This is a genomic window from Streptomyces sp. NPDC001351, from assembly GCF_042896045.1.
GTDB lineage: Bacteria > Actinomycetota > Actinomycetes > Streptomycetales > Streptomycetaceae > Streptomyces.
In genome coordinates this window covers 266,357-286,046 of the sequence record NZ_JBIAWS010000004.1, presented here as the reverse complement: position 1 = coordinate 286,046, position 19,690 = coordinate 266,357, and the positions used below count along the sequence as shown (strand labels likewise).

General features: G+C 70.9%; 23 protein-coding genes and 1 tRNA gene. 9 read left to right on the top strand and 15 right to left on the bottom strand.

Annotated elements, in window-relative coordinates; translation table 11 throughout:
• Entirely contained in the window at positions 1-738 is a 738-nt protein-coding gene (locus ACFY1U_RS16170) for a GAF and ANTAR domain-containing protein (protein ID WP_390694764.1), read from the bottom strand.
• A gap of 576 nt (positions 739-1,314) precedes the next feature.
• On the opposite strand from ACFY1U_RS16170, the gene ACFY1U_RS16165 reads away from it, so the two are divergent.
• A complete protein-coding gene (locus tag ACFY1U_RS16165) occupies positions 1,315-1,797 on the top strand; it encodes a DUF5994 family protein (RefSeq protein WP_390694763.1) in 483 nt (160 codons plus the stop codon).
• A 24-nt stretch (positions 1,798-1,821) separates the two neighbouring features.
• Here ACFY1U_RS16165 and ACFY1U_RS16160 read toward each other — a convergent pair whose 3' ends face one another.
• The 8 genes from ACFY1U_RS16160 to ACFY1U_RS16125 all read right to left on the bottom strand — a co-directional run bounded on the left by ACFY1U_RS16160 (position 1,822) and on the right by ACFY1U_RS16125 (position 8,234).
• Positions 1,822-3,015: a PP2C family protein-serine/threonine phosphatase gene (locus ACFY1U_RS16160; RefSeq protein WP_390694762.1), complete on the bottom strand. Its 1,194-nt coding sequence runs from the start codon at positions 3,013-3,015 to the stop codon at positions 1,822-1,824.
• A gap of 78 nt (positions 3,016-3,093) precedes the next feature.
• Positions 3,094-3,594, bottom strand: coding sequence for a DUF5994 family protein (locus tag ACFY1U_RS16155; RefSeq protein WP_390694761.1), 501 nt, complete (start codon positions 3,592-3,594; stop codon positions 3,094-3,096).
• 104 nt (positions 3,595-3,698) lie between these two features.
• Entirely contained in the window at positions 3,699-4,703 is a 1,005-nt protein-coding gene (locus tag ACFY1U_RS16150; RefSeq protein ID WP_390694760.1) for an STAS domain-containing protein, read from the bottom strand.
• 516 nt (positions 4,704-5,219) lie between these two features.
• Positions 5,220-5,537 carry an SCO5918 family protein gene (locus ACFY1U_RS16145; protein ID WP_390694759.1) on the bottom strand — a complete coding sequence of 106 codons (318 nt, stop codon included), beginning with the start codon at positions 5,535-5,537 and terminating at the stop codon, positions 5,220-5,222.
• 240 nt (positions 5,538-5,777) lie between these two features.
• On the bottom strand, positions 5,778-6,203 hold the full coding sequence (locus ACFY1U_RS16140) for a DUF5994 family protein (RefSeq protein WP_390694758.1): 426 nt from the start codon (positions 6,201-6,203) through the stop codon (positions 5,778-5,780).
• 59 nt (positions 6,204-6,262) lie between these two features.
• Positions 6,263-6,673, bottom strand: coding sequence for an ATP-binding protein (locus tag ACFY1U_RS16135; RefSeq protein WP_390694757.1), 411 nt, complete (start codon positions 6,671-6,673; stop codon positions 6,263-6,265).
• A gap of 178 nt (positions 6,674-6,851) precedes the next feature.
• Positions 6,852-7,346: a DUF5994 family protein gene (locus tag ACFY1U_RS16130; protein WP_390694756.1), complete on the bottom strand. Its 495-nt coding sequence runs from the start codon at positions 7,344-7,346 to the stop codon at positions 6,852-6,854.
• A 558-nt stretch (positions 7,347-7,904) separates the two neighbouring features.
• Complete coding sequence (locus tag ACFY1U_RS16125; protein ID WP_390694755.1) at positions 7,905-8,234, bottom strand: hypothetical protein; 330 nt, start codon at positions 8,232-8,234, stop codon at positions 7,905-7,907.
• Positions 8,235-8,874: 640 nt separating this feature from the next.
• On the opposite strand from ACFY1U_RS16125, the gene ACFY1U_RS16120 reads away from it, so the two are divergent.
• On the top strand, positions 8,875-9,273 hold the full coding sequence (locus ACFY1U_RS16120; protein ID WP_390694754.1) for a DUF5994 family protein: 399 nt from the start codon (positions 8,875-8,877) through the stop codon (positions 9,271-9,273).
• 143 nt (positions 9,274-9,416) lie between these two features.
• On the opposite strand, the gene ACFY1U_RS16115 is transcribed toward ACFY1U_RS16120, so the two are convergent.
• From ACFY1U_RS16115 to ACFY1U_RS16095, 5 genes are all read right to left on the bottom strand, one after another.
• Positions 9,417-11,129, bottom strand: coding sequence for a relaxase/mobilization nuclease domain-containing protein (locus tag ACFY1U_RS16115; protein WP_390694753.1), 1,713 nt, complete (start codon positions 11,127-11,129; stop codon positions 9,417-9,419).
• A complete protein-coding gene (locus ACFY1U_RS16110; protein ID WP_390694752.1) occupies positions 11,126-11,467 on the bottom strand; it encodes a plasmid mobilization relaxosome protein MobC in 342 nt (113 codons plus the stop codon). Before ACFY1U_RS16110 ends, ACFY1U_RS16115 begins: the two co-directional genes overlap by 4 nt.
• A 311-nt stretch (positions 11,468-11,778) precedes the next feature.
• Complete coding sequence (locus ACFY1U_RS16105; RefSeq protein WP_390694751.1) at positions 11,779-13,110, bottom strand: hypothetical protein; 1,332 nt, start codon at positions 13,108-13,110, stop codon at positions 11,779-11,781.
• Between the two features lie 91 nt (positions 13,111-13,201).
• Positions 13,202-13,900 carry an ATP-binding protein gene (locus ACFY1U_RS16100; RefSeq protein ID WP_390695217.1) on the bottom strand — a complete coding sequence of 233 codons (699 nt, stop codon included), beginning with the start codon at positions 13,898-13,900 and terminating at the stop codon, positions 13,202-13,204.
• Entirely contained in the window at positions 13,897-14,838 is a 942-nt protein-coding gene (locus ACFY1U_RS16095; RefSeq protein WP_390694750.1) for a hypothetical protein, read from the bottom strand. Before ACFY1U_RS16095 ends, ACFY1U_RS16100 begins: the two co-directional genes overlap by 4 nt.
• A 514-nt stretch (positions 14,839-15,352) precedes the next feature.
• On the opposite strand from ACFY1U_RS16095, the gene ACFY1U_RS16090 reads away from it, so the two are divergent.
• The 6 genes from ACFY1U_RS16090 to ACFY1U_RS16065 all read left to right on the top strand — a co-directional run bounded on the left by ACFY1U_RS16090 (position 15,353) and on the right by ACFY1U_RS16065 (position 18,262).
• The gene (locus ACFY1U_RS16090) at positions 15,353-15,610 is read left to right on the top strand and encodes a helix-turn-helix domain-containing protein (RefSeq protein ID WP_390694749.1); all 258 of its coding nucleotides are present in this window, start codon (positions 15,353-15,355) and stop codon (positions 15,608-15,610) included.
• A gap of 144 nt (positions 15,611-15,754) precedes the next feature.
• Positions 15,755-15,967: a helix-turn-helix domain-containing protein gene (locus ACFY1U_RS16085; protein ID WP_390694748.1), complete on the top strand. Its 213-nt coding sequence runs from the start codon at positions 15,755-15,757 to the stop codon at positions 15,965-15,967.
• Positions 15,967-17,118, top strand: coding sequence for a tyrosine-type recombinase/integrase (locus tag ACFY1U_RS16080; RefSeq protein WP_390694747.1), 1,152 nt, complete (start codon positions 15,967-15,969; stop codon positions 17,116-17,118). The genes ACFY1U_RS16085 and ACFY1U_RS16080 overlap by 1 nt, the downstream gene beginning before the upstream one ends.
• A gap of 142 nt (positions 17,119-17,260) precedes the next feature.
• On the top strand, positions 17,261-17,542 hold the full coding sequence (locus ACFY1U_RS16075; RefSeq protein WP_390694746.1) for a hypothetical protein: 282 nt from the start codon (positions 17,261-17,263) through the stop codon (positions 17,540-17,542).
• Positions 17,539-17,937 (top strand): PIN domain-containing protein, encoded by a 399-nt coding sequence (locus tag ACFY1U_RS16070; protein WP_390694745.1) that lies wholly within the window; start codon positions 17,539-17,541, stop codon positions 17,935-17,937. The genes ACFY1U_RS16075 and ACFY1U_RS16070 overlap by 4 nt, the downstream gene beginning before the upstream one ends.
• Complete coding sequence (locus tag ACFY1U_RS16065) at positions 17,900-18,262, top strand: hypothetical protein (RefSeq protein ID WP_390695216.1); 363 nt, start codon at positions 17,900-17,902, stop codon at positions 18,260-18,262. The genes ACFY1U_RS16070 and ACFY1U_RS16065 overlap by 38 nt, the downstream gene beginning before the upstream one ends.
• A gap of 260 nt (positions 18,263-18,522) precedes the next feature.
• On the opposite strand, the gene ACFY1U_RS16060 is transcribed toward ACFY1U_RS16065, so the two are convergent.
• Positions 18,523-18,596, bottom strand: a tRNA-Gly gene (locus ACFY1U_RS16060).
• A 512-nt stretch (positions 18,597-19,108) separates the two neighbouring features.
• On the opposite strand from ACFY1U_RS16060, the gene dcd reads away from it, so the two are divergent.
• Entirely contained in the window at positions 19,109-19,684 is a 576-nt protein-coding gene (gene dcd / locus ACFY1U_RS16055; RefSeq protein WP_390694744.1) for a dCTP deaminase, read from the top strand.
• Positions 19,685-19,690: the final 6 nt, after the last annotated feature.

The following is a 19,690-nucleotide window of genomic DNA, read 5'->3' as shown; positions in this document are numbered from 1 at the left end:
TCACCGGATGATAGTGAGTTCGGCCGGGATGTCCCCCTGCACGACCTGGCGGGCCAGGTCGGTGAGTTTCTGGCGTCGGCAGCGGGCGTGCCCGCGCAGCCGCCCGAAGGCGTCGTGCACGTCGATCCCGAGCCGGGCAGCCAGTACGCCCTTCGCCTGCTCGATCACGATGCGCGACTGCAGGGCGGTCTCCAGCTGGGCGATGATCTCGTCCCTGGAGATCAGGCTGTGGCGGTGGTGCAGACAGGCCCCGGCGGCATCGGCCAGCACCTGCGCCCGCTGCAGACCGTCAGGTGTGATCGGGTGGGGCCCGCCATGCAGCAGGTTCAAGGCACCCGGTGTGTGCTGGGCGACGCGCAGCGGTACGGCGGCGACACTGGTGAAACCCGCGGCCGCCGCCCAAGGGGTGAAGCCGGGCCAGCGCTGCGATCCGGGGCCGCCCGGGCGCAGCGAGACCGGTTCGAGCATGCTTCCGGTGCGCGCGCTGTCCACGCAGGGGCCCTCACCCAGGTCGAGCTGAGCCTCCTCCAGACGCCCGCACGCCTCGTCGGAAGCGGTCAGGTAGTCGACCCGGCCGGTCCCGTCGAGGACGGTGACACCGGCCGCGTACACGCCCGCGAACCTCACCGCATACGCCGTCAGATCGTGCAGCATTTCCAGGACATCGAAACCGTCCGTGCGCGAGCCCAGATCGAGCACGGCCCGGGCCAGCAGAACATCGTGGGGCACGGCAGACATCACAAAGATCCGTTCCGTCGCCTCCCGGGACGCACGGCGAGCAGATGCTGAGGTACAGACACACCCGAAGAGGCCACCGTTTGAAGGGTTCGGCTGATGGCAGCCGTGTCATGCCCGCTGACGGAACGCTCCGAATCTCGCCTCGTTTCCTGTCCACCGTCCGAGCCGCCCCTCACGACCGGATCCACGGCCCGGGCAACTCACGGTACGCAGCCCAGCGTATTACCGCCTCCGCATCAAAGCCTTCGCCGCATTCATATCGGCGAAGTCGATGGCCTACGTCGCCGACAGCCGACTGCCCGGCCCAGCCAAGTCCAGGCAATGGTTCCGAGCGCCGTTCTTCGGCGTACTCCCGCTACGTCCAACCGTCGAGTGACACCTGAGAGCCCCCGCGGAGACAGGGCGCTTGCGGCGACCCGTTGGGGGCTTCGGCAAAGCCGGTCCCCCGGGGCCGTCCGGCAATCGGCCGGTCGGCCGCCTGAGCGCACACGCCGCGGGTCGCCCGCCGTACCTGGAGTAGCGTGGTCAGGGCGAGGTGAATTCTGCTCGCATCGGATCCCGAACGGGTGGTCCACGATGGCCGACTCCGACGCATCCCCTGGTTCCGGGGAGCTGCCGAGTGGTGTGCACCATGCCGTGCGGCCAGGGAGTGCACTGCTCCGGCTGGAGACGTCGGCATCGCGCGAAGGCATCCTCGACGGGGCGTGGTGGCCACGGTCGCGTGACATCGGTGCCGAGCTGCCCGCGCTGCTGAGCGCCCTCACCGAGCACCTGGGACCTCTGACCCGCGTCGGGCTGGATGCCACGGCCTGGGAGGGGCTCCCGACACGGATCGTCGTCGGCGACCACGTGGTACACGTGGACTCCTTCCCGGTGAGTGACGACACGGTCCTGATCACCCGGGGCGAGGGTGACCTCTTCTCGCTGCTGGTGGTCCCACCGGACACGCCTCCCGAGGCCGCCCGCGCGGCGATGGCACAGGCTGCCCTGGCCGGCAACGTCAGCGAGGCGGGGCAGATCCTCATCGACACGGGAAGCGGTGAGAGGCCGTCCGGCTGACCTTCCTCGTGGCCGCTGGTGCGGTCAGCCGCGCCACTCCACCAGGAGCAGCGTCGCGTCGTCCGTCGTCTGTCCGCCCCGCGCCCGCTTGAGGGTGTGCGACAGGGAGCGCGCCACCGCCCGCACCCCGCGGCCCGTTCTCTCCAGCCGGTTCACCCAGTCGATCAGCTGGTCCTCCCCGAACTGTTCCTCACCAGCCGTGTGCTCCTCGATCAGCCCGTCGGTGAAGCAGAGGACGCGGTCTCCGCGCTCCAATCCCAGCTCGGTCACCTCCGGCGCAGGCCCGCCCAGGCCGACCGGAAGGGTCGTGGGGGCGAGCAGCCGACGCACGACGCGGTGATCGCGCACGAGTATCGGTGGCGGGTGGCCCGCATTGACCAAGTGCACCCGCCCCGTCGTCGTGTCCAGCCGCAGCATCTGGGCGGTGACGAAGTGGTCCGGGCCGAACTGGTGTGCCACGGCTGCGTCCATGGCGGCGTAGATTTCCGACAGGCCGGTGCCGAGGCGGCGGGCGTGACGGTAGGCGCCGATGGCCACGGTGGCCATGGTGGCCGCACCCAGGCCGTGCCCCATCGCGTCGATCATGGCCACGTGGAGGACGTCGCCGTTGAGGGCGTAGTCGAAGCTGTCTCCCGCCACGTCGTAAGCGGGCTCCAGGATTCCGGCCACGGCGACCCGCGGCATGATCATGGCCAGAGGCGGCAGCAGGGACCACTGGATCTCGGCGGCGACGCTCATCGGTTCTCCACGGCGGGTGGAGAAGAACAGGTCGGAGTAGCCGTGCTTGGTCACCAGCAGGTCGGCGACCAGGCCGGAGAGCCTGGCCAGCAGCCTTCGGTCGTCGTCATCGACCCGGTCCAGCGTCACGGACATGACGCCCACCTGGTCTCCGCCGTCCAGCAGCGGCAGGTGGATCCGTACACCGTCGTCCTCGGGCACCTCGACGGGCCGGGCATCGAGAAAGCACCGGCCCGCGGCGGAGGCATCGATGTCCTGTGCATCCCCGCCCAGGAGGCCCTCACCGCGCAGAGGTACGAGCAGCAACTGACCGTAGTCCTGGAGCAGCACCTGCGGACGGCGGCCCCCCAGCCGCTCCACCACGTCGGCGACCAGCGGGCCGATGAGGTGGGGCGGGAGCTCGTGCGCCCCGTCGAGAACCGCCCCCAGAAGGGCTTCCCCGAAGCTCTCGGAACGGTCCGTGCCCGGTGCAGCCGTCATCCGCTCACCCGCCGTGATCCACATGGACGCGGGCGGCGGGGTCGGGCCGGTGAAAGAGCTGCACGTCTCATCGCTTCATCATGGGGCGTGCAGTTCCCCGGCGCCCTCCTGGCCGAAGCCGTCCTCGACACGTGCCAGGGTGCGCTGAGCCGACAGCGGGTTCCGCGGATCGGCGGCGGCGGTCAGCAGGCGCTCGGCGGTTCCGGCCGGCTCGTCGGGCGGGACGACCAGCAGCTCCCAGCGCCCCACGGTGCCGCAGTCCAGGGTGATGGCATGCTCCTCGCCGGTGGCGTCGCTCAGGACGACCTCGATCACATGGTCGGGCGCCGACACGGTCATTGGTGCGTCGGGCCAGGCCGCAGCGCCCACCGTGACGCGGGTGACCGTGCCACGGCCGGGGTCGAGCGAGCCCACCAGCGCGGGCAGCTCCAGTTCCAGGGCGTCGCAACGCGGCCACCACGCTCCGTCCAGCGGGCCGTGGCTGGCCTCCGGCGTGAGCCTCAGCCGCGCCAGCGGCATCGTGTACGTGTGGGCCTCATGCGGAGGCACGCCTCCGGCCGGCGGTGTGAGGGAGTCCATCGTGCGATCCCGTCCGGGCGGCCCGCAGCCACCCTCGTTCCGTCACTCGCCGGGAACGGCGCTGCCGTGATCGTGCGCCCGACATGCTCTCGGTGCCACCAAGGCTACGCCCGGCCCGGACGGGCGGCCCGAGGCGCCGGAAGCGGCGGTCCGCTTCCCCGGAACAGGGTCAACACGCAAGGAGCACCCCGACCGGGCAGCCCGACCATCTCCCCGTGGTTCCGCCAGCCCCACGAGTCGTAGGCGGCTTGCCCGGCCCGGTCGGCCGGACTCAGCAGGGCCACTCCGAGCTCGGTGCGCTCATCGGCCAGCAGACGCTGTTGCAGAAGGCGGCCGATGTCGCGGTGCTGTGGGTGCCGGTGCGCCACGACCTGGGTGAGGAGCAGGAACCGGGCACAGCCGGTGAGCCGCTGGATGCTTTCCTGCAACCCCCGCTCGGACGGGCCCACGGGGCCCACCGGGAATCCGAAGACGCATCCCACCAGCACCGTCGTCTCGGCGAGGAGCATCGCGAAGCCAGGCCGTCGGGCGCTTACGGCAAGCCGCCGCAGGAAGTCGCTCCGTGCCCGGTACGCCTTTTCGGAGGAGCCCGCCACAGACGCCACGGCCAGGTCGGCGATGTCCTCTCGTATGTCCTCCGCCTGCCGACGGGTAAGTCTGCGCAGTCGGATCGCGTCCGCGACGACCGACGCACGGGCGCAGTCACCAGTGGGCAGTCTCCCGGGCGCCGGCGGAACCGCCGCGATCGTGTCCGGCAGACCGCGGAGCGGGGCCGGCGGCGCAGGATGTGCCGGGGACGGTAGGAGCAGGGGCGCGGAACCGGTGGCGGCGAGGAGCCTGGTGATCTGCGCGCACGGATGGTGCAGGTGCAGATCGGCGTGTACGCGGCCGGCATGCCGTGACGCCGTCAGGAAGACGTCCAGCCCCTTGGCGTCACACGAGCCGACCGTGGTCAGATCCACGTCGATGGCGATCATGCCGTCGCGCAGGCACTGCTCCAGCGCGGCCCGCAGCAGGGGCGCCGTGCCCGGCCAGATGTCGCCGACAAGCGTGACGAGGGCCCGCTCCCCCCGGTCACGCCGGAGGATGTCCAGACGCTGCACGTCCATCACCCGCCCTTCGGCAGGGAAGCGCAACGACCAGGGACGTGTGCGGGGTTGCTGTGATCGCGGCGGCCATGACGCCGACCTGTCTCCGCACCGCCGCTCGGACGACCCGGGGTTGGTCTCTCGCCGAGGACGACCCGGCAGGACGGCCGGAGTGCGTGATGCCCTCGGTATCTCCACCGTACTCCGCCGGCCACCTCGACCCGCAGCAGCGGACGGGTCCACGGAACGAGCGCACCGCCTGCCGAGCACTCATGAAGACATCCGGGGCAGACGGCCCACTCGTGAGGCACACTGCCGTACCTCACGCCGCCCGGGTATCCCCTGAGGGCGGTCTCACACAAAGCCGCCACGGGTAGGCGCGTTTCCGCTCACGCAGAGCCCCGAAGACGAAGCAGCGCCCGACCCGGCCGAAGCCGACGCAGGCGCTGCGTAGCAGGTCAGAGCCCATATCCCCCGCCTGCCAGCCGTAGGCCCTGTTGGACTCGAACCCACGACAGTACGTCGTCGAGGGTGCTGTCACGCGTCCTGCGGGTCGGGGCTTGCCAGCAGTTCCGAGGCGGCCTGGAGGGGGGCGTCGGCCTCTGGGGTCGGTGTGGCCTCGGGGCGGCCGTGGCAGGTGAAGCCCAGGCGGGCCATGGCCCGGATCACCTCGCCGCCGGTGAAGTCGCGGCGGTCCTGCCGCGTGATGACCTCACCGACCTGCATCACGGGATAGCGGCGGCGGCCGATGGTCACGGAGTCACCGGTGACCAGCTCGGGTCTGACACCCGCCATCGAGGCCAGCACTCCGCCCCTGGTCAGTTCGAACGGGTAGCGGACGATGACACAGTGCATGACGCCTCACAAAGGGAGAGAGGAGGAACCGGCGACCGGGCGCGGAGCGCCGAGCAGGTCCCGCAGGCGGACGCGGTCCGTGTAGGCGGAGCTGTCGCGGTGCACGACGAGTTCGGCCCGGGTGACCGCGCGAATTTCTCCCTCCGAGCCCGCAGATATCGTGCCGCCCGGGGCTCGGTCCTGCCGCACTGGACGGGACGCCGAGACGAAGGCCACGTCGGCGGGCCGGCCGCCGTGTGCTCAGCTCGTGACATGGCTCTCCTCGGGTGTCGGCCCTGTGGTCGCGAGGAGCGCGCTCGCGGTGAGGCGGAGGGCTGGGTCGGCGGCGGCCGGCAGCCGGGCGGCCGTGTCGGCGGGCTCCCCGGGCGGGACGACCAGGAGCACCCGGCGTCCCACGGTGTCGCGGTCCAGGGTGATGAGCTGCGCCTCGCCTGCGGAACCCGTCGGCTTCACGGCGATCACGCGGCCGGGTGCCATGACTGCGTGCGGGGCGTCGGGCCATTGGGCGGCATCCACGGTCACTCGTACGGTTGTGCCCCGGCCCGGCTCCAACGAGGCCACGAACGAGGGCAGTTCCAGTTCCAGCACGTCGCAGCGCGGCCACCAGGCTCCGTCCAGCGGGCCGTGAGTGAGGCCCGGGGTGAGGGCCAGGCGGGGCAGCGGCATGCGGTACGTGTGCTACGCCTGGCCTGGGAGCGGCGTGTCGAGGAGCGACGCCCGCGCCGTCACAGGGCCAGGACCGCGCGCACTCTCTTGCCGCCCCCGCTGACCGGATCGATGTCGAGGCGCTGTGCCAGGCATCGCACCATGGCGAGTCCACGCCCGCTCTCGCCCCAGGTCGTCAGCGGTCGCACGCGGGGCCGGCCGGGGCTGTCGTCGTAGACCTCGACGGTCACCCGTGTGTCGGACACATGCAGACGCAGGCGGCAGGTGCCTCCGTGTCGCGTGGCGTTGAGCTCGGAGACGATGAGTGTCGCGTCGCCGACCTGCTCGGCGTCGAGCCCTGCCGCCCGGCGGTCGGGCCGGGCGAGGAACTGCGAGGTCAACTTCCGTGCCCTGCCCGCTGATTCGGCCTCGTCGGGCAGGAGGTACTCGACTCGTACGGAACGCCGATGGGTACGCCGATGCGCACGCATGGCGGATCACTTCCCCTCCTGGGCCACCGACCGCCATGGCCGTGGCCACTCGCCGGGCCGCGGCATGTCCTGCCCGGCCGGGCCTGTCCCCTCCTGATGCCCCGCGGGGGTGATCGCCAACCGGAAGCGGGCGAGTCACTCATCGTCTCGGGGCGGTGCGGCGGTGCAAGCGCGGTGGTCACGTGTCTTCTGTCGGAGGGCTTCCTCCCGCATCCTCCAGGAGCGCGCTCGCCGTGAGGCGAAGCGCGGGATCGGCCGCGGCCGTCATCAGCCGCCCGGCCGTTGCCGCCCCGGTCCCGGGCGGGACGATCAGCAGGTCCCGGCGTCCGACGCCGTAGGAGAAGAGCCGGATGGCGTGCGGGTCGAACCCGGACGTGTACCACGTGGCCCGCACCGTGTGACCGGCGACGGGCAGCTCGCACGGCGCCTGCGGCCAGGCACTGCGGTGCGCGGCCATGCGCGTCACACGCCCCCACGATGTGTCGAACGCCTCGATGAGAGCGGGCAGTTCGGCGGGAAGGTCGTCGGAACGGGGCCACCAGGCGCCGCTCACGGGGCCGGGCGGAAAGGTCGGCGGGTGCAGGGTGAGCCGGGTGGGACGAAGTGAGGAGGGGCGCTTCCGGGAGGAGCGCTTGCGGTCGGGCGAGGCGCGTCGACCGGTGGGCGCGTTCATGTCGCGGTCCCTGTCTCCGGGCCGCCGGGCGACGGGCCGGTGTCGTGGTGCGCCGAGAACGACGCCGACGGGGGCCGGCGCACGGGAAACTCCCGGTTCGCTCCACGCTACTCCGCCCCGGTGCGTCGACAGGCGGGCCGACCGACGGATTCTCATGGGTCGTTATGGGTTCTCACCCGGTGAGAGTCCGCATAGGCTTGCAGGATTCCGCCGTACACAGGATTTCGTACGGAACGCACGCCGTTCGGCAGCCTGTCAACTGCCCGCGCCCCGAGAACCCGGGCAAGGACCGATTCGCAGCCCCTGCAGAGCAGTCGGCTCTCGTTGCCCGCCCGGTCGGCTCCTGTGCTCGCCTCGCCCTGCTTCCCCTCGTCGCGTGACCGGCGCGGTGACCTTCCGCTCACCGTGGCACGGTCCGATGTGGGGCACACGGCTCCCGAACGCGCGCCGAGACCGGGGGGAATCGGCCGCGCGGGGAGCCTCGGGCGGCCGTCGTCGGGGATCGGATGCCCGACGACGGCCGTCGGAAGGCGTGTGCGCCGGCACGCCTGCTGCCGCCTATGCGCGCAGCAGCCGCGCGGTGATCTCCCGGTACTCCCGCAGCGCCAACCGGAGTTCGGCGGAGCGGGTCTCCGGGTTCTGGTCCTGCCAGCTCGCGCGCAGGACGCGTCGCCGTTCCGTGAGGGCGTTCACCAGCGCTTCGGTGGCTTCGTCGAAGGCGCTCTCGGCCTCTTCCAGGGCCTGGCCCGGGGTGTCCGCGAAGGTGTTGACGGCGTGTCCGAGGTGCCGGACGATCTTGTCCCGTTCGTCGGGCGGGAGCAGTGGTTCCGGGCCCGGCGCGTGACGCCCCCATGGGAACGGTGCAGACGACGATGTACGACCAGACACGCGCCCAGCAACCCGCCGACCGGCCCCCGGGCCTCGCCGGCCCTGCGACAGGCCGTCGCGAAGGCCAAGGGTGCCCTCGGGCGGCGACCCCCATCTCGGGGCAGGACGCAGGCCGTGAAGAAGCAGGGCCGACCGGATTCGAGGAACGGCGCCGTGCTGCCAGTCAACGTCCGGCATGGTTGGGTGTCAACGCGGTGCCGACCTGAGCGCACCCTGTCCGAGGCTCTCGTCAGGGACCCCCGACGCTTCCGATCAGGGACCCCCGACGCTTCCGTCCGGGCGGGAGTACGGTGAGGAGAACGAGGGTGCGTCGTGCCCGCCTGACTGGCCGCCTTCAGCACGCCACCCATCCATCAGGGGCAACCCGTGACCCCGGCCGCACCTCGTCCCAGCGGCCTTCACCGAGGTCAAGGAGCCCCTTTCCCATGCCACCCGGCCCCACAACGTCCACCACGCCGACACCACCAGCGCCCGGTACGGCGTCGACCGCGGTCATATCGACCCGTCGGCCGCCGTCATCAGCCTCCTCCAACGCCTCGGCCGGGTGCACGATGTGCGCCGGCCGACGTCGGACCGGGTCGCGGCCCGGCGCGCCTGACGTCAACCACTCATTCGTGCAAGGCAGTTGGCAGGAGCCATCATGACCACCGCACTGCAGCCCCCGCTTCCCTCCCACCCCGTCCTGCGTCTGCGCCTGGCCCCCCACGGGAATCTGCCTCGGGCCATCGACGGCGCATGGTGGCCGCGTTCGTACGACCTGCTCGTCGAACTCCCCAGGTTGCTCGCCGGGTTGCCCGGCGCATGGGGCCACATCACCAGCGTCACGGTCAACGGGGCGACGTGGCCCGCCGTGCCCGGCCGGATGCTCGTCTCCAATCAGGTCGTACGCCTGCACAGGACACTGGTGGCATCCGCCCCGCGCACCGTCGTCCTGCTCGCCCCCGGCCAGGGGCGCTGGGACCTGCTGGTCGTGCCGCCGGACACGACCGAGAAGGCCGCGGAACCGCTCATGTCGGCCGCAGCGGGCCGCCAGGTCTGACCCAGCCCGTCACGGGCGTCACGGGACTCGTGGATGCCAACCTGAGGAAGGCGCTCGTCAAGGTCCAGGCTGCCCGCTGACCTTCCCTGCACGCCGGTGCCCTTTGCCGACCCTGGTAGAGGGGCACCGGCGTTTGCACTGCATCACCGCGTCTTGCGGGGCCGGTCGTCCCGGCTCGGGGCGGGCGAGACGGAATGCCTGCGGTACTTGGCCGCAGCGGGGGTGTGGTCGGGCATCGGGGTGGCGTCTGCGGGCAGGTCGGCCATGCGGCGCAGCCGCCATACCAGCACGTCACTGATGGAGTCGGCGGTGCCCAGCTCCCGCCGTTCGACGGCCTCCGCCAGCAGCGCGGCGGGGTCGTGGCCGGCGCTCGTGGTGTCGGCGAGGGTGGCCGCCAGGGCGTGCCAGCCCGGCTCGGCCAGGATCTGTTCGGCCAGCTCCGGCACGGCTGCCCGAAGACAGGCGGCCTGCTGCTGGCGCAGGGGCTGGGACAGGAGGCGGCCCCGCTGGTACAGCACGCCCAACGGGACGTCGGCGGCGGCCCGGTAGGCGGCGCGCAGGTGTTCGGCTGCCTGGCGGGCGGCGGCTGCCTGCTGTGCATGGTTTTTCTTCGCATGCCAGTGGGCGGCGGCGGTCACGAGGAAGAACAGCATGTCGATCGCCATCGCGGTGGTGGCGCCGTCTTCTCCGCGTCCGAGCGCGGGTCCGCTGTGGACGAGGTCGCGGGCGGCCTGGCGCAGAGCCCGGTCGTGTCCGCGCTCGGCCTTGATGTGGGAGCGGGTGGCCCGTTCGAACGCGAAGGCCGCCTTGCGCAGTTCGGCGCGGGTGTGGGCGGCGGAGGTCTTGGCGAGCGCGTCCAGGACCTCCCCGGCCGCCGCGATGTGCGCGGCCACCCGGGCGTCCTCCCCGTGGTCGATGACCAGCACCGTCTGCCACACGGCCGTGGCCGTCCGGCGCCGCGCTGCTGCGGGGCCGCTCGGGGCTTCGACGGAGAGGGTGTCCGTGACCTGGCTCGGGGGGCCGTCGGAGAAGCGTTGGCGGATGCGGGGCAGGGACAGGTCGGGGGCGAGGGTGGAGCCTGCGTAGAACACCGGCTCCTGCTTGCCGTTGCGGTTGTCCGGAAGGGCGACCTTGTAGCCGAGCAGGTCGCCGGAGGGTGCGACGCGCTTGTGGATCAGCAGGCCGGCGGCGGCGATCCGGTCGAAGAACTCCTCCTCGCTCATGGCTCCGGCCACTGCCCGCCGTACGGTCTCCCGTAGCTCTTCGCGTGCCGCCTGCTCTCGGCCCTCGCGCTTGGCTTTGTGGCGTTCGGCGCTGGTGGGTGGCTTGGCGGCGGTGCCGTCCCCGGGGGCGACGCGGCGCAGGCCGTAGTCGACTTCGATGCGGCGGCATTCGGCCTGGGCGCGGCGGGCCTCGTTGTGCAGGCGAGGGCGGCGGCCGTCGTCGCGGACCAGGGTGGCGATGATGTGGATGTGGTCGTCGGCGTGGCGGACGGCTGCCCACCGGCAGGCTTGCTCGTCGCCGTCGGGGGCGATGCCGGTGGCGGCGACCATGCGGCGGGCGATGGCCGCCCAGTCCTCGTCGGACAGGATCGGGTCCTCCGGCGCGGCCCGTACGGACAAGTGCCATACGTGTTTCTCGGGGCGCTTGCCGGTGGGCAGGGCGTTGACGGGCTGGTCGAGCAGGCGCTGGAGCTGTTCGTGGGTGGCCTGCGGGTCGCGGCCGGGGTCGGGGGTGAGCGGGTCGAAGGCAGCGACGAGGTGCGGGTCGATGTGCTCCTCTGCGGTACCGGGGCCGTAGAGGTAGTTGATGAGCCCGATCGTCTCGCTGCCGCGGTCGTGGATGCTGGGGATCACTCAGCGGCACCGCCATCGCGGTGGGCGAGCAGGGCATCGGCGGCGTCCTCCATCCGTTGGGCAGCGCTGCGCACGGCTCCGGCTGCCGTGTCCGGGTGGGGTGTGTCGGCGCCGGAGTTGAGGGCCCTGGTGATCTGGTTGAAGAGGCCGTGGATGCGGCCCAGGTGCCGGCGGGCGGCGAACAGCTCGTCGATGACCTGCCGTTCGGTGGCGATCTCGGCGGCGGTGCGGTTCAGGTCGCGGGCGGCCTTGTCGACGGCGTAGGCGAGGAAGGCGGCGTTGGACATGTGGCAGTGGGCGGCGGCTTCGGTGAAACGCTGGAACTCGGCGTCGTTCATGCGGCAGCTGGGCTGGTGCAGGCGCTTGCGTGACGTCGGCTGACGAGCGCGCTGACGTCTCTTCGAGACGGACTCGGTCGGCCGTTCCCCTCCCTGCTGCGGTCCGCCCTCGGTCGCAGCCTGAGGCTCCGGTGCCCCCTGGCGCCGGGCTGTTCCCGCCACCCCTGGGGCGGGAATCCCGGGAGCATTGCTCCCGGTACAACTTGCTGGCGCTGAGGTGGGGGTGTTGATCTCCCTTTGGGCGTCGTGGAGTTCATGGTGCGAGTCGTGCATCGAGCGGTCTTCCTTGGGGCTTGGATGTGGGGGCGGTCTCATTGCGGGTGGTCGGCGGGCCCGGTGCGCAGGTCGGCCTTGACGCTGCGGACGACTTCTCCGGCGGTGTCGCTGGCGACGCTGTAGCCGTCCTCCCGCACGGCGTTCTCCAGCCCGTCACGGGAGAGACGTCCGGTCTCGCGGTGGAGGCGATGGGCGTACTCGGTGAGGAAATCCCGTGTCGCCCGCGGTTTGTGGCCTGAGCGATTCGACTTCGCCCGCGCGGCCTTGCCCGGATCGACGTCCGGTGGTTCCTCGCCCGGACTCGGTTCCGGGCCGGTGGCGGTGTAGGTGGGCTGTTGCGGGCGGTTTTCGGGCTGAGCGCGGGCTGCCCGGGCGGTGGCGTCACCGCCCACGACCTTTGAATGCGGGCTGCCCGGAACCTCTGCCCGATGTGCCGTGTCGGCCCGCAGGGCGGCGGTCGTGGATCCCTCGGTAGACCCCAGGGCGGGGTGGGGCCAGCGGGCGGACAGCGGGACGGTGGCGAGGGCGAGAGCCTGTTGGCGGGTGGCGAGCTTGCGCAGCAGCAGCTCGTCCTGCTGCGCGTCGCGGTCGACGTCGGCCTGTTCCAGGGCCTGGTGCAGGCGGCGGGTGAGGCGTCGGCCTCGCGGCTTGGCGCGCTTGTCGGGCGTCATGGCCTCTGCCCGGAGGATCAGGGTGACGGCTCGGTCGAGGGCGCGTTCGCGGATGATCCGGGCGGCGTCCGCGTCCCGGTCGGCAATCCCGAGACGGGCCAGCAGCCGTTCGCGTGCCTGTCGGGTGAGGACGCCGGTCAGGCTGCGGGAGCCGGCGTGCGGGCTGCGGTGGCGCAGTTCGATGCCCATGGCCAGGTGCCACAGCGTCGCTGCCAGGACCGGGCCGACGAAGGCCCGTCCGCTTCCGCCGACCAGCCCGGACTCGGCGTAGGCGGGCACGATCTGCACGCCGGTGATCACCCAGGTGAGGGTGCCGGGCACGCCGGGCGCCTGCTTCGGGCCGTTGAGGTTGGCCCGGGCCATCAGCGCGGTGGCGAACAGGGCGAGCTCGGCGACGGCGAACATCGCGGCGCGCTCGATCGTGCCGCCCATGCCGAGGTAGTCGGCGGCGAACCGCCAGCTGGTGTCCGCGCTGTAGGCGGTGCAGCCGATGGCGGAGATGGCGGCAACCGGGATGGCGACGGTGCCATGCCGCTGTCCGTTACCGCGCTTGCGGGCGCGCCGCAACAGCCATCCAGCGGTCAGGGCGAGGGTGGCGAGCAGCAGTACGGCTGCCGTGGGCGAGGGGATCCAGTGCGCCAGGGACGCTGCCGGACTTTCTGCGGCGCTTGTGGGCACGGTGTTGCGGGATGTCATGCAGGGGCTCTCCAAGGGCTCGCGCGTGCGAGGGCATACCTGTGCGCGGGCGGGGTGAGGTGAGGGCGGGGAGGGAGACGCGGTGCTGCCGTCAGGCGGCGGGCGCGGTACGGCGTCGGTCGGGCCCGGTGAGGATGACGCGTTCGGTCATCTCGGCGAGGCGGGAGGCGACGCGGTCGCCGAGCGCTGTGCGGAGCTCGGCGGTGGGGAGGTTGGTGGTGATGAGGGTGGGGAGCATGTGCTCGTACCGGTGGTTGATGAGCCGGTAGGTGAGCTCCTCGGTCCACTCGCTGGTCTTGGCCGCGCCGAGGTCGTCCAGGAGCAGCAGCGGGCAGCGGACGAGTGTCTGCAGTTCCCGTTCGCCGTCGTGACCGGCGCGGGGGCGGAGCCGCGCGTGCAGGTCGGCGGAGGTGGTGGCCTCCCAGCGTAGGCGGACGCCACGGCTGAGGAGGGTTCGGACGGCGCCGTACGCCTGATACGTCTTGCCGGTGCCGGTGGGGCCGGCGATCAGCAGCGACGGGCCTTCGGCGATACCGGGTCCGCCGGGGCCGGGGCGTCCGGCGCGGGCGATCTCGTCTGCCCAGGCGGTGACCTGCGGGTGGTCGGCCAGGGCTCGGCGGTAGCGGGCGGGGATCCGGGCGTCGGCGAGCTCCAGCGCAGTGACGGGCTCCGGCACAGGGTCCTCGGCGGCGACGGTGGCGGGGTCGATGCCGCGACCGGCCAGGATGCCGTCGAGCCGGTCGGCAATCGCACCGACCCGGCTGGGCTCTCGGGTGAGGGTGGCGGTCAGAGGTCACCTCCGAAGGCGGCTTCGACGTCGGTCGGGTTTGTCCACGCCCTGTGCACAACCGGCGCGTTTGGCTTGGCGGGGGCCGCGTTCATGGCCTCGTGCACGAGGCTCGGCAGGGTGCTGGGGTGCAGGCCCTTGGCGCGGTGGCATTCGAGCCCGGCGCGGATGTGGGCGGGGGCGATGCCCTCGTCGAGCAGCTTCTTCACCACCCGGCTGAGGTGGCCCAGGAAGTCGCTCGGCGGGCGGTGGTCGCACCCGGCGACGTATTCGGCAATGAGCTGCTGAGCCGAGACGGTGTCGGGCGCGGGGGCGCTCGCGCCCCCCGAAGGGATATCTCCTAGATCCATGGTCCTAGGTCCTAGATCCGGACCGTGAGGCGTCACCGCCGCCTCACGGAATCCTCCCTGCTCCCTCACGGAGGGCTCCGTGAAATCGCTCTGACCTGCGACTTCACCATCGGCAGTGGAATTCACTGCGGGCTCGCGCACTTCTCCGGAGGTTTCACGGAGAGTTCCGTGAGACTGCGGTGAGGGCTCCGTGATGCCAGCCCCCGCAGCCAGAGCGGCGACGCCCGGCACGGTGTCGGCATGGCCGTCGTGGTGCGGGCAGGCAGGGAGGCGGCTCTTGCTGGGCCGGTTGATCTTCTGGTGCCGGCTCCAGGTGACGACGTGCAGGTACCGCTTGTCGTCGAGCCCCGTGTAGCGGCAGATCAGTCCGGCGTCGGCGAGCTGGGCGAGGTCAGTCTCGACGTCCGAGGGCCTGTGCTCGGGGCGTAGCACCCACAGCTGTCCGGCGATGATCGCGGCGTGGTCGCGGTGGCGGCCCTGGTCGTCGGCCTGGGTGAGCAGGCCGAGGAAGGTGCGCTCGGCGGTCAGGGAGACGCCGGCGAGAGACTCGGAGACGAAGGCTTCGGGCTTGATGGTGCGGATTCGTGCCAAGAGGGGCGGTTCCTCACTCGGTTGCAGGCGGGCAGGAGCCCACGGCTCACCGTCGATGGGCGGTACGGGCGTCAGGGGAGGGGAGTTGGCCGGTCGGCGGCGCCGGGCGGGCGCGCTGATGGCCGCTCGCGCCTTCCGGGGGTGTCGTCAACATAGCCACACCCGGGCCGCGCAAGTCCAGCCCAATCCCGCGCCATCTCTGACGGCAGAAAGGCTGCCGAAAAGAAGGCGGTGGAGGGCGGTCCCAAAACTGTAGGGCACGATCGCCGGTTGCCGAAATAATGCCCCGTCAGATGAAGCCAGAAGGATCACATCGGGAAGCCGTTGACGTACCGCCGACGGGGAAGCTACAACACAACACCCCACGTCAGAGCGCCAGCAGAGCGTCGATTGGCATGCCGACGCCAGCCCCTTCCCGGTGCCCTGGAAACTGCTTCGCACCGACCTGCGGAGCGCAACATAGACGACGATCCCCGGTTAACCAAACCGGGGAATGGAAGCTACAAATGGAGCCATGGCAGCACGCTCATTGGAAATAGGGACCGCAGGTATGCGGGCGGCCCATACGATCGAAATCCTCCGCACCGAACGCGGCTTGTCGCAACGCCAGCTCGCCGGCCGCGTGACCGCGCTCGGTCGCCCGATGTCCAACACAATGTTGTCCCGCATCGAACGCGCCCAGCGCCGCTGCGACATCGACGACCTCATCGCAATCGCCGAGGCGCTTCATGTCTCAGCCCCCGTGCTCCTGCACGGCCGGCCGACCGTCTGAACCGCCACGCGAGCCCCCTCGCCATACCGAGGCTCGTCTCCCCCCTGCCGCTCCAGAGTGAGGACCCACCGCTCTTGCACCGACCCGCAATACCTCCTGCCCCTGCCCGTACTCAGCACTGCGCTCCGAAGGAGGTGATCCTGAATGGCTGACCGCCTCCTCACGGTGGCCGAGGCCGGCGAGATGCTCGGCACCGGCGAGCGCTTCGTCCGCCGCCTCATCACCGAGCGCCGCATCCGCTACGTCAAGCTCGGCCGCCCGGTCCGCATCCCCGAGAGCGCGGTCGCCGAATACATCGACGCACGCACCGTCGAGCCGCTCCGCCGCATCCGTGCCCGCTACGGGAAGGCGGCCTGATGGCGGGACGCAAGCCGCAGCGGCGGCGCGAGTTCGGCACGGTACGCAAGCTCGCCTCCGGCCGGTGGCAGGCCCGCTACATCGGCCCCGACGGCCAGCGGTACACCGCCCCGGAGACGTTCGAGACCAGGTCCGACGCCCAGGACTGGCTCAACCTCGTCCGCGCCGACATCGAGCGCAACGTATGGCGCGACCCGGAAGCCGGCGCCGTCAACTTCGAGAAGTACGCACTCCGTTGGATGGAAGAGCGCGGCCTGGCCCTCACCACTGTCGACCGCTACTACGGCCTGCTGCGCCTGCACCTTCTGCCGACCTTCGGCGGCAAGGACCTGGACGAGATCACTCCGCCCTCCGTCCGCACGTGGCGCGCCGAGCGCCTGAAGGCGACCGGCGCCACCACGGTCGCCAAGTCGTACCGCCTGCTGAAGGGCATACTGCAGACGGCGGTCGACGACGACCTCCTCAGCACCAACCCCTGCCGTATCAAGGGCGCGGGCAAGGAGGAGGCCGACGAACGCCCCACTGCCACCGTCGAGCAGGTCTTCGACCTCGCCGACGCCATGGGCCCACGCTGGCGCCTGATGGTCCTGCTCGGCGCCTTCGCCTCCCTCCGCCCGGAGGAACTGGCCGAGCTGCGCCGTCACAGTGTCGATATCGACGAATGCTCGCTGCGCGTCACGCACGCGTCCCCCGAGCTGACGAACGGCAGACGTGTCACCGGCGACCCCAAGACCCGCGCGGGCAAACGCACCGTCTACCTGCCCGACTTCCTGCTCCCGGAGCTGCGCCGCCACCTCCAGTGGTTCGCCGAGAAGGGGCCGGACGGCCTCCTCTTCGTCGGCGAGAAGGGCGCTCCCTTCCGCCGCTCGACCTTCGGCCGCAAGTGGCGCAAGGCGAGGACCAAGGTCGGGATGCCGGACAACTTCCGCTTCTACGACCTCAGGCACACCGGCAACACTCTCGCCGCTGACACCGGAGCAAAGCTGAAGGACCTGATGGTCCGGGCCGGCCAGTCGTCGGAGCGGGCCCAGCTGATCTATCAGCACTCGACGGCGAAGCATCAGCGAAGGCTGGCCCAGGGCATCGACGCCGAGGTGCGGCAACAGCTGCGCGAGACTGGCGCGGGGCGGCAGCAGGCCCACGAGGCGTAGTCGCCCCGCCAACACGGGAGCGTGGGGCTCCAGACAATGCCATGCCTGAGCCCCACGCCCGGCCGTCCTGCACTCCCTGCATGGCAGATCGGAGACCGACCGCATCACGCGCAATAGCATTTCCAATGGCATACTCGGAGTCATGGCTGATGACGAAGTGGACTTCCTCCCCGGTGACGGTCCCACCAGCGGCATCTCCGTCACCCTGACCGCCGGCACGCTGCAGGCGATCCGTGAACGGGTCGGCAAGCGGGGCGTCTCGGCCTTCCTGGAGAAGGCGGCGCAGCAGCAGATCGAGCGGGACAACCTGGACGAGCTGATCGCCGACTTCGACAAGGTGCACGGCCCGGCCGACCCGGAGGCCGTGGCGGCCAAGCGCGCCAGGCTCACCGGCGGTACCTCGGGCGCCGGGGCCGCCGCGTGAGCGGTGCCCTGGTCCTGGACAGCGAGGGCCTGGCGAAGGCGGTGCAGCGGGACCGGGAGGTTCACGAGTGGCTGACGGCCGCCCGTGACGCCGATCTGCCGGTCATCACCTCCGCTGCCGTGCTCGTCGAGGTCATCCACCCAAAGATCAACGACGCCGCATTGAAGTGGACTCTCTCCCGGCTCCGAGTCGAGCCGGTCACGCAGGGTGTGGCGCAGGCCGCCGCGGCGCTGCTCCGAGCAGCGGGTCTGCACGGTCACAAGTACGCCATCGACGCCATTCTGTGCGCGACCGCGCTCCAGCATCCCGGACGCGTGACCATTCTGACCTCCGACGTCGAGGACATCGGCCTGCTCGCTGCCGGGCATTCCCGCGTGCTGGCCGAGAAGGTGTGAGGGCGCGGTGGAGGGCCGCTCGGCCGGCTCGGCCCCGGCCGAAACGGTCAACCCCGCTGTCATCGAGGCGATGAGCGAATCGGGCATCGACGTCTCTGCAGAGACCCCGAAGGTCCTGACCGTCGAGGCCGTCCGGGCGTCGGACGTCGTGATCACCATGGGGCGCGGGGACACGTGCCCTGTTTTCCCCGGCAAGACCTACCTGGACTGGAAGTTGGACGACCCGGCTGGGCAGGGCGTCGATGCCGTACGCCCCATCCGCGACGAGATCGAGGGTCACGTCCGGGGCCTGCTCGCCGACCTCGGAGTGAAGCCGCGCCCGTGACAGGCGCTGTGTGTCTGGCAGGGTTCGTGAACTGCTGCTTTGCGTAAGCGACTTCGCGGGTACTACCTGCAGCAGTGGCGCAGGTCACACAAAATGCGTCTCGCCATTTGAGACGTCTGGGCCTGGAGTCGCTCAAAGTGGCGCCCGAGCACCCCTGTAATGGCCGCTCGACCTCGACTTAGGGCACGTGGAGGGCACGCGGCCCCCGAATTGGACTAGACAACAAACAAACCCCAGGCCGCCGACCTGGGGTTTCTCTCTGGAGCGGGTGACGAGAATCGAACTCGCGCTCTCAGCTTGGGAAGCTGATGTTCTACCATTAAACTACACCCGCGTAAGACGCCGACCGGAGTCGGTGTCCGAACGCATCGTCACCTTACCTCATCCCCGGCCCCCGGTGCTGAAGCCGTGGGGCCCGCGTGCGTTTCGGGGGGCGATGAGGCTGCGGGGGGCCGGAGTTGGGGCGTACGGTGGAGGGGTGGGTGAGGGGCCGGGGAGGTCGGAGAGCCCCCTGGAGAGTCGTTCCTTTGATCCCGTAATGTGGCATTTGTCGTCAGGTGAGCAGTAGCCAGACGCGGCTCTTGGGGAAGGGACTCTTGGACTTGATGGAGCGCACCGTCGTCCGTTGTGCCGATGGGCACGTGTTCAGCACCGCTTCGTTCCCGATGCAGCAGGCCGAGCGGCTGGGCCCTGGCCGGCTCGTCCGGTGCCCACGGTGTGCCCGGCTCCGCAGTGTGGTGCCGGTCAGCCTGGAGAGGCAGAAGTACTAGGGGCGGGTCAGAGCGGTAGCGGGCGCGCGGGTGGCTGGGTTGTGGCCGGTCCGCGCGCCTTGCGTATCCTCAGGGCGTGCTTCTCTCAGACAAGGACATCCGGGCCGAGATCGACGCCGGGCGGGTGGTGATCGATCCCTACGACAAATCCATGGTGCAGCCGTCGAGTGTCGACGTGCGGCTGGACCGGTTCTTCCGGGTGTTCGAGAACCACCGCTACCCGCACATCGACCCCTCCGTCGAGCAGGTCGATCTGACGCGGCTCGTGGAGCCCGAGGGTGACGAGCCGTTCATCCTGCATCCCGGGGAGTTCGTCCTCGCCAGTACGTACGAGGTCATCACGCTTCCCGACGATCTTGCCTCGCGGCTCGAGGGGAAGAGCTCGCTCGGGCGGCTGGGCCTCGTCACGCACTCCACCGCCGGGTTCATCGACCCCGGCTTCTCCGGGCATGTGACGCTGGAGCTCTCCAACCTCGCGACTCTGCCCATCAAGCTGTGGCCGGGGATGAAGATCGGCCAGCTGTGCATGTTCCGGCTGAGCTCGCCGGCCGAGTTCCCGTACGGCAGCGAGCGGTACGGCTCCCGGTACCAGGGCCAGCGCGGTCCCACCGCCTCCCGGTCCTACCTCAACTTCCACCGGACCCAGGTGTGAGCGGGG